A 15321-nucleotide genomic window follows, 5' to 3' on the forward strand; every position below is an offset into this window, starting at 1 on the left:
TGGCCCGGTTCGACTGCGGGCGCCGTTTCACCAGAAGAGCTGACATACAACAACAATAAAGAGGGTTACTTCGATGGCTATTCGCAAGATCGCTGCGTCGCGGCGCGTCCCCTTCACCCTGACCCTTGCGGCCAGCCTGGGGCTTGGCGCTTCGGCTGCCCAGGCCTTTCAGATCGATACCGGCAATCCCGATCTCAGCTTGCGCTGGGACAACACGCTGAAGTACAGCGCGGCCTGGCGCCTGAAGGACCCCAGCAGCAAACTCAGCGAGGGCCAGACAGCGCTGAACCAGAATGACGGCGATCACAACTTCGGCAAGGGGCTGATCTCCAATCGCCTGGATATTCTTTCCGAACTTGACATCGGCTTTCACAACTTCGGCGCCCGTCTGAGCGGTGCGGCCTGGTACGACACCGTTTACCAGGACCGCAACGACAATAACGACGCGGCCAGTGCCAACCAACGTTCGGTGGGTTTCGACGAATTCACCAGCGACACCCGTCAACTGCACGGTGGTGATGGTGAACTGCTGGATGCCTTTGTCTACTGGAACGGTGAGCTGGCCGACCGTACCTTATCGGTTCGCGCGGGGCGCCATGGCCTGATCTGGGGCGAGAGCCTGTTCTTCGGCGGCAACGGCATTGCCGGTGCCATGGCGCCGGTGGACGTGGTCAAGGCGCAATCGGTGCCCAATACTCAGTTCAAGGAAATCACCCGGCCGGTCAACCAGCTCTCGACCGCCTACCAACTGAGCGACGATGTGTCATTGGGCGCCTTCTACCAGTTGGAGTGGGAGGCCACCCGCTTGCCGGGCGCCGGCAGTTACTTCTCCACCAGCGATACCATCGGCGACGGCAATGAACGGCTGATCACTGGCGGGCCGTTTCCGGATTTTCTTGGCGGTAATGCCAACAGCCCGGCCGCGTTTTTCCATGGTAAGGACAAGAAAGCCAGGAGCTCCGGCCAGGGCGGCCTGCAGCTCAAGTACAACACCGGGACGACGGATTACGGTCTGTACGCGCTCCAATATCACGAGAAAACTCCAACGCTGTACTTGAAGCCGAATGCCACCGGGCCGAACTTCAGTACCGGGCAAGTTGGCGAATACTCCTGGGTTTACCCGGAAGATATCCGTGTCCTGGGGGCCAGTTTCGCTACCTCGGTAGACGAGTACAGCTTTGCCGGCGAGGCATCGATGCGCTGGAACATGCCGTTGGTGTCCAACGCCCAGACCGTCCTGCCGGGCGTCGAGGCGGACAACAACGATGACGCCTTGTACGCCGTTGGCCGGACGGCCCACGTCAACCTCAACGTCCTGGCATCGCTGGGCCCTTCCTTTGTCGCCAATGAAGCCAGCCTGGTAGGGGAAGTGGCCTGGAACCGCCTGCTGGCCGTGACCAAGAACCGCGCAGCCCTCGACCCTAACGCCACCGATGACGGTCTGGGCTTGAAGTTGGTGTACACGCCCACCTATCGCCAGTTCTTCCCTGGCGTGGATATCAGCTTGCCGGTGGGCCTCAGCTATTTCCCCATGGGCAAGTCGGCTGTGATCAGCGGGTTTGGCCCCGATAGAGGAGGGGACATGAACATCGGCGTCTCCGCCACCTACCTGGACCAAGTGACCGTGGGACTGACCTACACCCACTTCTACGGTCCCGAGGACACCAGTCTCAACGCCGCCAACCAGTTCAACTACAAGCAGTCGCTGAAGGACCGGGATTACCTGGCTTTCTCCGTCAAGACCACGTTCTAAGAGGATTCGCGCATGACCATTCAGTTCACTCTAAAGGCCTTGTGCTTGACCCTGTTGGCTGCTGCCGCGCCGATGACCCTGGCCGCCAGCGCCGAACAAGCGGCCGCGCTGGGCAAGACCCTGACGCCCTTCGGTGCCGAGAAAGCCGGCAATGCCGACGGCAGTATCCCGGCCTGGGATGGTGGCTACACCAAGGTCGATCCGGCCTATACGCCGGGTGGCAAGCGTGGCGATCCGTTTGCCGCGGACAAACCCTTGTACAGCATCACCGCCCAGAACCTGGCCAAGTACGCCGACAAGCTCAGCGACGGCACCAAGGAGCTGTTCAAGCGTTTCCCGGAGACCTACCGCATCGATGTCTACCCGACCCGGCGCACGGCGGCCGCGCCGCAGTGGGTCTATGACAACACGTTAAAGAATGCGACCCGCGCCAAACTGGTCAACAGCAGCGCCGGCCTGATCCCCGACGGTGCCTATGGCGGGATCCCGTTTCCGATTCCACAAAACGGTACCGAAGCCATTTGGAACCACCTGCTGAACTGGCGCGGCACCTCGGTGGCGGCGCATTTTCGCCACTATCTGATGACGGCCGACGGTAACCAGGTGATGACCAGCGACGGCCTGTTGACCCAGGAGATGCCCTACTACTTCGAGGAGGGCGGCCCTGAAAACTACTCGGGCGACTACTGGCAGGTGCACTTCGTCAATTCCGGCCCGGCGATTCGTGCCGGCGAACAGATCCTGGGGCGTGAGAACATCAACGGCGACAAATCCCAGGCTCATGTCTATCTGGCCGGTCAGCGCCGGGTGCGCACGCTGCCCAACGCCTGCTGCGATACCCCTACGCCGTCCACCGCCGGGGTCATGTCCTTCGACGAGCTGTTCGTGTGGGGAGGTCGCACGGACCGGTTCGACTGGAAACTGGTGGGCAAGCAGGAAATGTACGTCCCCTACAACACCAACAAGCTGCAGAACGCTGCCCAGCCGCAGGACCTGATAGGCAAGCACCATCTGAATCCGGATTACGTGCGCTGGGAGTTGCACCGTGTCTGGGTGCTCGAGTCGACGTTGGCCGCCGGCAAGCGCCACCAGTTGCCCAAGGGCCGTTACTACCTCGACGAGGACACTTGGCAAGCCCTGCTCGGTGACCGTTGGGATGCCAGCGGCCAACTGGCCAAGACCCTCTGGTCGCTGCCTTCGGTATTGCCCGACCTGCCAGGCCTGGTGCAACTGTCTGCCGGTTTTTATGACCTGACCTCCGGTGCGTGGTTTATCCAGAACCTCTACGCCGGATTGCCGGAACAGTATCACGCGGTTGATCGCTACAAGGCCTCGGAGTTCTCGCCAGCGGCGATGGCCGGGCGCGGCGTGCGTTAGGCCTGAGCCGAGAGTGAAGGGCAGGCCTGTCGGTCTGCCCTTGGGGTGCGAGTGTTTTTCCGAGGTTAGGTTATGAACAGAATCAATCAGGTGGGCGCGTTGCTCTTGGCCCTGTATTTGCCCTTCGCCACGAGCGAGTGCCTGGCAGGGCCGACTGCCGTGGGCGCGCCGTTGAGCACCCCGGCCATGCCGGTGCCGGCGGCGCAGAAGAGCGTATTGATCGATCTGGCGCGGGCCGGCACATGTCTGGTGGCGGTGGGCGAGCGCGGCCTGGTGCTGCTCTCCGACGACAATGGACAAAGCTGGCGCCAGGCCTCGGTACCGGTTTCGGTCAGCCTGACGGCGGTGCAGTTCGTTGATGCACAAAAGGGTTGGGCCGTCGGTCACGCTGGCGTGGTATTGGCCACGCGTGATGGTGGCGAGCACTGGACGCTGCAACTCGACGGCGCGCGTGCGGCACAGCTCGAACTGGACGCAGCCAAGGCGGACCAGGCCACGGCTGCCGACCCGGATGCCGCCCTGATACGGGTACAAAATGCCGAGCGTCTTGTCGCCGATGGTCCAGACAAACCTTTCCTGGCGCTGGAATTCGTCGATGCACGCCGCGGGTTGATCGTCGGTGCCTACGGTTTGGCGCTGCTGACCACCGATGGTGGCGCCACCTGGCAGTCGCTGATGGGGCATGTCGCCAACCCGAACGGCTTGCACTTGTACGCCATCAGTCGCCAGGGCACACATTGGTTCCTGGCTGGCGAGCAGGGTTACCTGGCGCGCTCGGACGACGACGCGGTGTCATTCAGTCAGTTGGATAGCCCCTACGAAGGCAGTTTCTTCACCTTGCAGAATCGCGCGGATGGCGCGCTGGTGGTCGCCGGTCTGAAGGGCAATGCCTTTATCTCCCACGACGCTGGCGCAATTTTCCAGCGTCTGTCGGTGCCCGTACCCATCTCCTTCAACGACGCCACCCGCCTGGCCGACGGCCAACTGCTGCTGGTCAACCAGGGCGGCACGTTGTTTCGCAACAGCGAGCAGACCGGGGCGACGCTTCTGCCACTGGGCAAACCCTTGGGCAAGCCTGTTTCAAGTGTGATCGAGGCCGCTGATGGCAGCCTGATCGTTGCCGGTTTCACCGGGCTGCAGCGTCTTGCGCAGCCAGCCACTGCCGCTTCGGAGTGAGGTTATGACGTCCCCTGGTAATTTTTCCCAGCCTCGTGCAAATGCGTTCGATGACTTTGATCCGCGCTCCGGCTCGGTGCTCGAACGGGCATTGTTCAACCATCGTCTGTGGGTGTTGCTGCTGTGCCTGGCGACTACGCTGGTGCTGGGTTGGCAGTCCAGTCGTGTCGAACTCAATGCCAGTTTCGAAAAAATGATCCCCACCCATCAGCCCTATATCGCCAACTACCTTGAGCACCAGAAGGAGCTGAGCGGGCTGGGTAATGCGGTGCGCATCGCGGTGGTCAACAAGCGGGGCGACATCTATGACAGCGCCTACCTCAAGACCCTGCAGGCGTTGAGCGACAAGATCTATCTGCTGCCCGGTGTCGACCGTGCGTACATGAAATCGCTCTGGACACCGGCCACGCGCTGGGTGGCGGTGACCGAGGCGGGCCTGGAGGGTGGGCCAGTCATTCCGGACAATTACGATGGTGGCGCCGCCAGCCTCGCGGCACTACGGCGTAATGTGCAGCTCTCCAACGAAATTGGCCAGTTGGTGGCGCTCGACCAGGCCTCGAGCATCATCCAGGTACCGCTGCTGCAGCGGACCCCCGATGGCCGGCCATTGGACTACACCCAGCTGTCGCAACAACTGGAGTCGCTGCGCAGCCAATACCAGAGCGACAGCATCGACATCCGCATCACCGGTTTCGCCAAGAAAGTCGGTGACCTGATTGCCGGCCTGCGGCAGATCCTGATCTTCTTCGCTGTGGCGATCCTGATCACCACGGTCGTGCTTTATTGGTACACCCGCTGCATACGCAGCACCTTGCTGGTGGTGTTCTGCTCATTGGTGGCGGTGGTCTGGCAGCTCGGCTTGCTGCCGCTACTGAATTATCAACTGGACCCCTATTCGGTGCTGGTGCCGTTCCTGGTGTTTGCCATTGGCATGAGCCATGGGGCACAGAAGATGAACGGCATCATGCAGGACATCGGGCGCGGCATGCACCGTGTTGTCGCGGCGCGCTTTACGTTTCGCCGTCTGTTCCTCGCCGGCCTCACCGCGCTGCTCTGCGACGCGGTTGGATTTGCGGTGCTGATGATCATCAAGATCCAGGTGATCCAGGACCTGGCAATGATCGCCAGTATCGGCGTGGCCGTGCTGATTTTCACCAATTTGATCCTGCTACCCATATTGCTTTCCTATGTCGGGGTCAGCGGCCGCGCGGCACGACTGAGCCTCAAAAGCGAGCACGCCGAACAAGCGGGCCAACATCGCCACGGGTTCTGGCGTTTCCTCGACCTGTTCACCCAGCGCCGCTGGGCAGCGTTGTGCATTGCCCTGAGCCTGGCGCTGGCGACGCTTGGTTTCGTGGTCAGCCTGCAATTGAAAGTCGGTGATCTGGATGCCGGCGCGCCCGAGCTGCGGGCGGACTCGCGTTACAACCAGGATGACGCGTTCCTGACCCGGCATTACGGCGCCAGTAGCGATCTGTTCGCGGTCATGATCAAGACCCCCGCCAGCGCCTGTTCGCGCTATGACATCCTGAACAAGGTCGATGCCCTCGACTGGCAGTTGCGCACCTTGCCGGGTGTTGATTCGACCAATTCCCTGGCGCTGCTCAACCGCCGGATGCTGGTGGGCCTGAGCGAAGGCAGCCCGAAGTGGTACGAGCTGCAGAACAACCAGGCGATGCTCAACATGGTCACCGCCGGGGCGCCGCGCGGGCTGTACAACGAAGACTGCAGTCTGCTGACGCTGTACGTCTACCTCTCCGACCACAAGGCGCAAACCCTGAGCCGTCTGGTGGATCACGTCGAGCAATTCGCCGCGGCGAACAATACCGACGACGTCCAGTTCCTCCTGGCCGCTGGCAATGCCGGGATCGAGGCCGCGACCAACATCGTCGTCAAGCAGGCCAACCGCGAAATGCTGTTCTGGGTTTACGGCGCGGTGATCCTGCTGTGTCTGATCACCTTCCGTTCCTGGCGCGCCACGATTTGCGCGGTGATTCCGCTGATGCTCACGTCGATCCTCTGTGAAGCGCTGATGGTCTGGCTGAACATCGGCGTCAAGGTCGCGACCCTGCCGGTGATCGCCCTCGGTGTCGGCATCGGCGTCGACTACGCGCTGTACGTGATGAGCATCCTGCTCGGTCATATGCGCCAGGGCACAAGCCTGTCGGAGTCGTATTACCGGGCACTGCTGTCCACCGGCAAGGTGGTGATGCTGACCGGTGTGACCCTGGCGATCGGCGTGGCCACCTGGATGCTTTCGCCGATCAAGTTCCAGGCTGACATGGGCGTGCTGCTGGCCTTCATGTTCGTCTGGAACATGGTGGGGGCCCTGGTTCTGTTGCCGGCCTTGGCTCACTTCCTGTTGCCGAGCAAACGGGTGAGCACGGGGCAGGCTGAGGCTAAACCCAGCCGTTCGACGAGCATGCCGCTGATGCCTGCCGTAGCCGAGGAGGGGGCCTGCGTGAAGCACTCACTGCGCCTGACGTCGGGACACGATCAAACGACAACAGCGGCCGCTAATTCCGTCGCGTCATAACAACAAGAAAGGACTTTCCCATGCCTCGTGTGTCTCTGTTCCAGCAGTCTCTATGGCTTGACCTTATCGCCGGCCTGAGCGCCTTCGGCATGGCGTTCTGCGCGGCCCAACCACCGGAGGTGCGTGATGAACGTTGAACGCCAGGCGCGGCTGCCGCAATCCTTGTTGCTATTGCTCGGCAGTTGCCTGCCGGTACTTGGCGCGGTGCTGCTGGCCCCCATCCTGCCGCGTATGCAGGAGCACTTTGCCGACACGCCAGGTGTGGCGGTACTGGTGCCCATTGCCCTGACTCTACCGGCGTTGATGATTGCGCTGTTGGCACCCGTGGCCGGGATCATCGCCGACCGACTGGGGCGCAAGCCGTTGCTGATCGGTGCGATGGTGCTCTACACCGTCTGTGGCGTGCTGCCGCTATGGCTGGAGTCGCTGCAGGTCATCGTGATCAGCCGCGCCGGCATCGGTGTGGCCGAGGCGGCGATCATGACCTGTTGCACCACGATGATGGGCGACTACTACAGCGGCGCGCGACGTGAACGCATGTTCGCCCTGCAAATGGTCGCGACCTCGTTGTCGGCGGCGATTTTCATTGCCGTCGGTGGCGTGCTCGGCGAGCACGGCTGGCGCACCCCATTTGCCCTGTATGGGTTGGGGCTGGTGTTCCTGCCGCTGATGGTCTGGTTTCTGTGGGAGCCGCGTGCACAGGTCGTCACCGCGACAACGGTGAGCAGGGCATTCCCCTGGCGCCCCCTGGCACCGTTGTATGCCCTGGCATTCCTGGCTGGCTTGAGCCTGTTCATCGTGCCGGTACAAGTGGGTTATCTGCTTAACCTGCTGCATGTCGAAGGGTCGCAGCAGATCGGTTTGACCATGGGCGCCAGTCAGCTCGGCGTGCTGGTCGGTGCCCTGAGTTTCCGTCTGTTCAGTGGCGTACCAGCGTACCGGCAAATGCTCCTGGCCCTCGTTGCGGCCGGCATCGGGGGCGGGTTGCTGGCGGTGGCCGACAGTCATGGGCTGGTGGTAATCGCCGTGCTCATCAACGGCCTGGGTATCGGTCTGATGATGCCGACCCTGCTTACCTGGATCATGTCCCAGGTCGACTTCCAGCAGCGCGGCCGCGCTGCCGGTGGCTTTACGTCGATGTTCTTCGCCGGTGAGTTCGCCAGCCCGCTGGTGGTACTGGCGATCACCGGTGGGGTGACCAGTGCTTTGCCAGCCGCATTGGGAATCGTCGCAGGCGTTCAACTGGTGGTGGCCCTGGCCTGCATTCGCTTGCGGGGCAGCGGGTCTGCTTTTCGGGCTGCCGTTGCCGCCGATCCTGATCGCTGATCAGCCTATTCGACTCATCAGAATAAGAAAACCGAGGAGAACATCATGAGTTATTTGCTCAACACCTGGTACATCGCTGGATGGGCAGACGAGCTGGCGCAAGGCGCAATGCTTGGCAGGACCATTGTCGAGCAACCCATCGTGTTCTTTCGCGATAGCCAGGGTGTGATTCAGGCGCTCGCTGATCGTTGCCCGCACCGTTTTGCCCCGTTGCACATGGGCAAGATTGTCGGCGATAGCGTTCAGTGCCCGTACCACGGCTTGCGTTTCGATGGCAGTGGCCAATGTACGCACAATCCCCATGGCGATGGGACTATCCCCAAGGCCGCCTGTGTACGCGCATTCGCGGTCGTTGAGCGCCATGGGGCGATCTGGGTCTGGCCAGGCGATTCGAGCCTGGTCAACGATGCGCTGATCCCTGATTTTTCCTTCCTCGAACAAGCCCCAACCCATGCCAAGGGGCATGGGTATTTACCCACGCGGGCGCACTACGAGCTGCTGTCCGACAACATCATGGACCTGAGCCACGTTGATTTTCTGCACCCCGACACGCTCGGTGGCGGAGCGTTGTCTCGCACCCGCGCCACTATCGAGGAGCTGCCCAACGATCGTGTGCGCATCAGTTGGTGGGCACCCGATGATGTCCCACCGCCGGCGTTCGGCGCTCATCTTGAAGATCCAACCCGGGCAGACGTCTGGGCCGAAGTCATCTGGCACGCACCCGGTCTGATGCTGCTGGGTAGTGGCGCCATGCCTCCAGGGCGGCCCAGGGAAGAGGGGGCCGTGACATGGAACCTGCATTTGATGACACCGCAGGACGCGACGAATACCCATTACTTCTTTGCCAACACGCGCAGTTTTGAACAGGACAATGCGCAGTTGAATGCCTTCGTTCAGGACATGTTGATCGGCATTTTTGCCGGTGAAGACAAACCCATGGTCGAGGCGCAACAGCGCCAGATTGGTGAGGTTGAACTGCTTGGCCTTAACCCTGTGTTGCTGGCAGTCGATGCAGGGGCCGTGCGTTGCCGACGTGTATTGCGTCGACTGATCGCCGCTGAACAGCCAATGGGTGCCCAGTGATGATCGATGTCGTTGTGACCCGCAAGCGTCGCGAAGCTGAAGGCATCTACAGCTTTGAACTGGCCCCGGCCGAACATTCCATCCTGCCTGCTTTCAGTGCCGGCTCGCATATCGACGTGCATTTGCCCAACGGCCTGGTGCGCCAGTACTCGCTGTGCAACCACCCCGAAGAGCGCCACCGATACCTGCTGGGCGTGTTGCTCGACCCGGCGTCTCGCGGCGGTTCGCAGGCCATGCACGAGCACGTGCACGAAGGCAGCCGGTTGCGCATCAGCGAACCACGCAACCTGTTCTCGCTGGAGCATGGGGCGGGGTACAGCGTGATGTTCGCGGGCGGTATCGGTATTACACCGATCCTGTGCATGGCCGAACGCCTGGCGCGGATCGGTGCGCCTTTCGAGCTGCACTACTGCGGGCGCTCGGCCGGGCGCATGGCTTTTATCGAGTACATCCGTCGTTCGACGTTTGCTGATTGCGTGCACGTTCATGTGGACGATGGAGAAGATTCCCAGCGCCTCGACAGCGCTCGGGTTTTGTCCACGCCGGCCAGTGATCGTCACCTGTACGTCTGTGGCCCAAACGGCTTCATGGAGCACGTGCTCGGCACTGCACGCGCACAAGGCTGGGGCGAGGCGCAACTGCACCGTGAGTACTTTACCGCCGCCGCTGTCCCGGCGAGTGAGGCGGGCGGGTTCGAGGTGCAACTGGCCCGCACTGGACAATGTTTCCAGGTACCGGCCGCGCTCAGCGTTGCTCAGGTGCTGTTGGAGGCCGGCATCGATATCCCTTTGTCTTGCGAGCAGGGCATCTGTGGCACCTGTTTGACCCGCGTACTGGAAGGCGAGCCGGACCATCGCGACATGTTCCTGACCGATGCCGAGCGAGCCCGCAACGACCAGTTCACGCCGTGCTGCTCCCGTGCCAGGAGCGCGCGACTGGTGCTCGACCTTTGAAGTTTCCTTGTGAATCCATTGTTACCCGCTGGCGCGTTTCGCCAACTGATTGAGGACTCGAACATGCAACAACTTTCTGGTTTCAAACGCGTGGTCACCGGGCATGATGCCCAGGGCCGGGCGGTGGTCGCGCTCAGCGGACCGACGCCCAACAGCTTCCCACTCAAGGCCGTACCCGGCACAGTCTTCCACGAGATCTGGAACAGCGACGCCAGCCCGGCTGTACTGGGTAACGGCGACGACCCCACCCGCAAGCCGCTTCAATTGAGCCCGGCACCGCTGGGCAGTGTCATCCGCGTGGTGGATATCCCGCCCGACAGCGTGCAGAACCAGGTCAGTGCCGAGGATGCCGCGGCGGCCTTTGCCGAAATCGGTCAAGCTCATGCCGGCACGGGGCAGGCGGATTCCAAACACAAGCTGATGCATCGCACCGAAACGCTCGATTACGGCGTGGTCACGGAGGGCGAAGTCTGGCTGGTGCTCGATGGCGAGGAGGTGCAGCTCAAGCGCGGTGACATCGTCGTGCAGCGAGGCACCAACCACGCCTGGAGCAATCGCACCGAGCAGATGGCGCGCATGCTCTTCGTGCTGCTCGATGGCCGCTTCGCCCCCGAACTGCAAGGAGAGCACGCATGAAGCTGAGCACCCTCAAGAATCACAGCCGCGACGGACGCCTGCTGGTGGTGTCGCGCAACCTGGCCTGGGCGGTGGATGCCAGCGATATTGCGGCGACGCTGCAGGATGCCATTGAGCGTTGGGCGAGCGTCGAAACCCATTTGCGCGCGCGGTATGACGCTTTGAACGAAGGCACGCAGGCCGGTGCTTTTGCCTTCGATCCGCAGCAAGCGGCCGCGCCCTTGCCACGTGCGTGGCAGTGGCTGGACGCCTCGTCGTTTCTCAGTCATGGCGAGCGAATGCAGAAAGCGTTTGCGCTGGATCCGATCGAAGGTGTTGAGCACACACCGCTGATGTATCAGGGCTGTGGCGATGATTTCCTGGGCGCCCACGACGACATCGTGTTGCCCAGTGAAAGCCACGGTATCGATTTCGAAGGTGAGTTCGCGGTGCTGGTCGATGAGGTTCCCATGGGCTGCTCGGCGCAAGACGCCGCCGACCATATTCGGCTCATTGTGCAAGTCAACGATGTCAGCCTGCGGGCGCTCGCACCCCGTGAAATGAAAACCGGCTTCGGCTTTATCCAGGCCAAATCCTCGTCAAGCTTTGCCCCGGTGGCGATTACCCCCGACGAGCTGGGCGAGGCCTGGCGCGACGGGCGTGTGCATTTGCCGCTGAGGGTTGAATGGAATGGCCAGTGGTTTGGCCATGCCCATGGTGGTGCCATGCATTTCGGCTTTCATCAGTTGATTGCCCATGCGGCGCTGACCCGGCGCCTCAGGGCGGGCTGCGTGATCGGTTCCGGCACTGTTTCCAATGCCGACCCCACGGTTGGCGCTGCCTGCATCGCCGAACGTCGCGCCGTTGAGATGATCGAGCAAGGCGCGCCACAGACGTCCTTCATGCGCTTCGGTGATCGCGTGCGCATGGAAGTCTTCGATCTGCAAGGGCAGTCGGTCTTCGGGGCGATAGACCAGCGTGTCATGTGCGGAGGCCTCCCATGCGCGTGATGATTACCGGGGCCAATGGTTTTGTCGGCCGGGCGCTGGTGCAGCGCTTGCTCGACACGAATCGATTGCGAGGCCAGTCGATCAGTGCATTGATCCTGCTGGATAAAGAGTTGGTGGGGTTTGCTGACGATAAGCGCCTGCGCCGGCATTGCGGCAGTGTGACCGATGCCGCGTTATTGCGTCGCGCGCTGGCCGATGGCATTGATGTGGTTTTTCACTTGGTCAGCATCCCGGGTGGAGCGGCCGAGCAGCATTATTCACTGGGCTATCAGGTCAACCTGCTGGCAAGCCTGGAGTTGCTTGACCAGTTGCGCGAGCAGCCTGGCGCGCCGGTGCTGGTGTATGCCAGCAGCGTGGCGGTGTACGGCGGCGATCTGCCGGCACGCCTCGATGAGCGTGCCGTGCCGCGCCCGCAGTTGAGCTACGGTGCGCACAAGGCGATGGTGGAAATGGCACTCAACGACCTTGCCCGACGAGGCGAGGTGGACAGTCGTGCCGTACGCCTGCCCGGCATCGTTGCCCGTCCACGGGAACCCAATGGGCTGCGCTCGGCGTTCATGAGCGACCTGCTGCATGCCTTCGCCGAAGGCCAGCCGTATTGCTGCCCGGTTTCACCGCAGGCGCAGGCATGGTGGATGTCCGTGCGGTGTTGCGTGGATAACCTGTTACGGGCCGCCGAACTGCCGGTCGCCGAGCTTGGCGAGTCACGTGTCTGGCAATTACCGTTGTTGCACCTGTCCATTGCCCAGGTCATCGATGCCCTGGCCGCTGTCTACGGTCAGGAACGCCGCGCGCTGATCAGCTTCGCACCGGATGCCGGGCTGCAAGCGTTGTTCGGCACCTTCCCTGCAATGAAAACCCCTCTGGCCCGTGCCCTTGGCTTTCGCCATGACGGCTCGGCTGCCGCCTTGATACGAAACAGTTTGAACGCTGCTGCCCCGGCGCGTCGTGCGCGTGGGCGGGTAGCGCTTGGAGTGAGCGAAAATGCAATCAACTAAACGTCGCCTGGTGGACCTGTCCGTTACCCTGGACAACAACCCCTACACCGATCCACCGCCGTTGCTGCCGAAAATCGACTACATGGACCATCAGCAAGGCTGGCCGGAGATGGCCGCGATGTTTCCCGGCCTGTCCAAGGCGCAACTGCCTGGCGACGAATCCTGGGCGGCTGAGCGCCTGCAGATCACGACGCACAGCGGTACGCATATGGACGCCCCCTGGCACTATGCCTCGACCACCGACGGTGGCAAGCCGGCTTTCGGCATCGACGAGTTGCCGTTGGACTGGTGCCTTCAACCCGGCGTGAAGCTGGATTTTCGTCATTTGCCTGATGGCCATGTGGTCAGCGCCGTCGAAGTGCAAGCTGAGCTTGCGCGCATCGACTACGTGCTCCAGCCGTTGGACATTGTCCTGGTCAACACCCGTGCAGGTGCGCTGTTCGGTCAGCCAGAGTATCTGGATGCCGGGGTCGGCATCGGCCGCGAGGCTACGTTGTATTTGCTCGAGCGCGGCGTGCGCGTGGTCGGCACCGATGCCTGGAGCTGGGATGCGCCGTTCAAGTACACACGCGAACGCTTCGCCGCCACGGGCGATGCCTCGATCATCTGGGAAGGGCACAAGGCCGGACGTGACATCGGCTACGGCCAGATGGAGAAACTGGCCAACCTGGAATGCCTGCCGGCCCATGGTTTCCAGGTGTCCTGCTTCCCCTACAAGATTAGGCACGCTTCGGCCGGTTTCGTCCGCGCCGTAGCGATTTTCGAGGCGTGAACGTGCCGGCGGCGGCTGGAAAAAAGCGCAGCAGCCTGTCCCAGGGGCTTGAGGCGCTGCTGTCAGGGCACATTCTTGAGGGGCGACTGCGTGGCGGTGAACAGTTGCCCACCGAGTCGGCCCTCATGCTTGAGCATGGGGTCAGCAGAACCGTTGTGCGCGAGGCCATGTCGCGTCTACAGGCCGCTGGAATGGTTGAGACACGTCACGGGATCGGGACATTTGTGCGGGGCAGCGCCCTGTCGCTGGGGGCATTCATCGACCCGGCTACCCTCGGCATCCTCAATGATTCGCTGGCGATCATGGAGTTTCGAATCGGTCTTGAGGTAGAAGCCGCCGGGCTGTGCGCCCAGCGACGTAGTCCGGATCAGTTGGCCGGGTTGCGGGGGCTTCTCGATCAGCTCGGGCTGCCAGCCGTCAGTGTCAATGACAGGGCAGCGTTGGATTTTCAGTTCCATCTGAGCATTGCCCAGGCGACAGGTAATCACTACATCGCCAACACACTGGTCAACCTGGGCGTGATCATCATTCCGCGCAGTCGATTGGATTCTGCGCGTCTGTTTCATGATGAGCCTTTGCACTATGAACAGCGCATGCAAAACGAGCATGAACAGATATATCAGGCGATCCTCAACCAGGACACTGAATGCGCGCGCGCTGCCATGCGCCTGCATCTTCAGGACAGTCGCGAGTATCTGCATCAGGCTCGCCAAGAGTTGATGCCATGAAGGACCTTCAGGGTGCCGATGTACCTGGCAATGGCTCGCACTATCCGGCAACAGCACTGACGATCATCGATCCTCGCTGGACCTTGTTCGTACGTGTCGTGGCGGCTGGAAGTCTCAGCAAAGCCGCCGTACTGCTGGATATGCCGCAGTCCATGGTGAGCCGCAATATTGCCTTGCTCGAGTCGCAGTGTGGCGAGCGCCTGTTTCATCGCACTGGGCGTGGAGTGGTCCTGACCGAATTTGGAGAGCACCTGCTGCCGTGCATATCGGATCTTCTTGCGGACGCTGAAGGCCTTGCCGATGACATTCGCAACCTGCGTGGAAAACCGGTGGGCGAGGTGGTCGTAGGTATGTTGCCTTCTGCGGTGCGTCGGTTTGCGGGGACGCTTTTTGCTGCGGTGCGCGCGCAGATGCCAGGCGTGAGGTTGCACCTGATCGAGGGCGCGAGCGCTCAACTCGAAGAGCAGTTGCACGATGGTCGTCTGGATATGGCGCTGGTGCTGCGCGAGAGCGAGGCAAGCATCGGACAAGCCCACCTGCTGGCCAGGCTACCGCTGCATCTGGTGGGTCCCGCCGTTGATCCTCTGTTCGTCAATCGAGATATTGCGTTAAAAAATCTATCGGGGTTGCCATTGGTCGTGCCTGGGCGACCGCATCTGTTGAGGGCCAGGCTCGACCATCTGGCCACCGAACAAGGCGTGGAATTGTGCGTTGCCGTCGAAGCCGACTCCGTCCAGCTCCAATACGAAGTCGTCGCGGCGGGTGGTGGCTATGCAATTGCCTCTGTGCTACCGGGCTCTCTGGATCAGCGACTGAGTTCGTCACGTATCGTCGAGCCAGTTCTCGAGCGCTTTGTGGTGCTGGTCGAGTCGCCCCGTCGCCCCTTGACTCGCGCTTCCCGTGAGGTGCGACGGTTGATTTGCAGTCTGGCCATGCCATCGATTTGAGCGATAGCTGCTTTCGATCCCCAGCAGTATTCGGTGGGGTACGTGCC

General features: G+C 61.9%; 13 protein-coding genes. All 13 read left to right on the forward strand.

Annotated elements, in window-relative coordinates:
* The first annotated feature begins 73 nt into the window (after positions 1 to 73).
* Positions 74 to 1753, forward strand: coding sequence for a DUF1302 domain-containing protein (locus ACSQ87_RS14800; RefSeq protein ID WP_436273751.1), 1680 nt, complete (start codon positions 74 to 76; stop codon positions 1751 to 1753).
* Between the two features lie 12 nt (positions 1754 to 1765).
* The gene (locus ACSQ87_RS14805; protein ID WP_436273752.1) at positions 1766 to 3130 is read left to right on the forward strand and encodes a DUF1329 domain-containing protein; all 1365 of its coding nucleotides are present in this window, start codon (positions 1766 to 1768) and stop codon (positions 3128 to 3130) included.
* Between the two features lie 72 nt (positions 3131 to 3202).
* Positions 3203 to 4306 (forward strand): YCF48-related protein, encoded by a 1104-nt coding sequence (locus ACSQ87_RS14810; protein ID WP_436273753.1) that lies wholly within the window; start codon positions 3203 to 3205, stop codon positions 4304 to 4306.
* 4 nt (positions 4307 to 4310) lie between these two features.
* Complete coding sequence (locus tag ACSQ87_RS14815; RefSeq protein ID WP_436273754.1) at positions 4311 to 6842, forward strand: efflux RND transporter permease subunit; 2532 nt, start codon at positions 4311 to 4313, stop codon at positions 6840 to 6842.
* A gap of 126 nt (positions 6843 to 6968) precedes the next feature.
* The gene (locus tag ACSQ87_RS14820) at positions 6969 to 8168 is read left to right on the forward strand and encodes an MFS transporter (RefSeq protein ID WP_436273755.1); all 1200 of its coding nucleotides are present in this window, start codon (positions 6969 to 6971) and stop codon (positions 8166 to 8168) included.
* 45 nt (positions 8169 to 8213) lie between these two features.
* A complete protein-coding gene (locus ACSQ87_RS14825; protein WP_436273756.1) occupies positions 8214 to 9251 on the forward strand; it encodes a Rieske 2Fe-2S domain-containing protein in 1038 nt (345 codons plus the stop codon).
* On the forward strand, positions 9251 to 10204 hold the full coding sequence (locus tag ACSQ87_RS14830; protein ID WP_436273757.1) for a PDR/VanB family oxidoreductase: 954 nt from the start codon (positions 9251 to 9253) through the stop codon (positions 10202 to 10204). Before ACSQ87_RS14825 ends, ACSQ87_RS14830 begins: the two co-directional genes overlap by 1 nt.
* Before the next feature lie 63 nt (positions 10205 to 10267).
* Positions 10268 to 10840: a cupin domain-containing protein gene (locus ACSQ87_RS14835; protein ID WP_436273758.1), complete on the forward strand. Its 573-nt coding sequence runs from the start codon at positions 10268 to 10270 to the stop codon at positions 10838 to 10840.
* On the forward strand, positions 10837 to 11829 hold the full coding sequence (locus tag ACSQ87_RS14840) for a fumarylacetoacetate hydrolase family protein (protein WP_436273759.1): 993 nt from the start codon (positions 10837 to 10839) through the stop codon (positions 11827 to 11829). The genes ACSQ87_RS14835 and ACSQ87_RS14840 overlap by 4 nt, the downstream gene beginning before the upstream one ends.
* On the forward strand, positions 11820 to 12827 hold the full coding sequence (locus tag ACSQ87_RS14845) for an NAD-dependent epimerase/dehydratase family protein (RefSeq protein WP_123722542.1): 1008 nt from the start codon (positions 11820 to 11822) through the stop codon (positions 12825 to 12827). The genes ACSQ87_RS14840 and ACSQ87_RS14845 overlap by 10 nt, the downstream gene beginning before the upstream one ends.
* A complete protein-coding gene (locus tag ACSQ87_RS14850; RefSeq protein ID WP_123722543.1) occupies positions 12814 to 13599 on the forward strand; it encodes a cyclase family protein in 786 nt (261 codons plus the stop codon). Before ACSQ87_RS14845 ends, ACSQ87_RS14850 begins: the two co-directional genes overlap by 14 nt.
* Entirely contained in the window at positions 13596 to 14327 is a 732-nt protein-coding gene (locus ACSQ87_RS14855; protein ID WP_123722544.1) for a FadR/GntR family transcriptional regulator, read from the forward strand. Before ACSQ87_RS14850 ends, ACSQ87_RS14855 begins: the two co-directional genes overlap by 4 nt.
* Positions 14324 to 15274, forward strand: a complete 951-nt coding sequence (locus ACSQ87_RS14860; protein ID WP_261984298.1) for a LysR family transcriptional regulator — start codon at positions 14324 to 14326, stop codon at positions 15272 to 15274. Before ACSQ87_RS14855 ends, ACSQ87_RS14860 begins: the two co-directional genes overlap by 4 nt.
* Positions 15275 to 15321 lie beyond the last annotated feature (47 nt).

This window comes from Pseudomonas sp. LjRoot277, from assembly GCF_964253845.1.
Taxonomy (GTDB): Bacteria; Pseudomonadota; Gammaproteobacteria; order Pseudomonadales; family Pseudomonadaceae; genus Aquipseudomonas.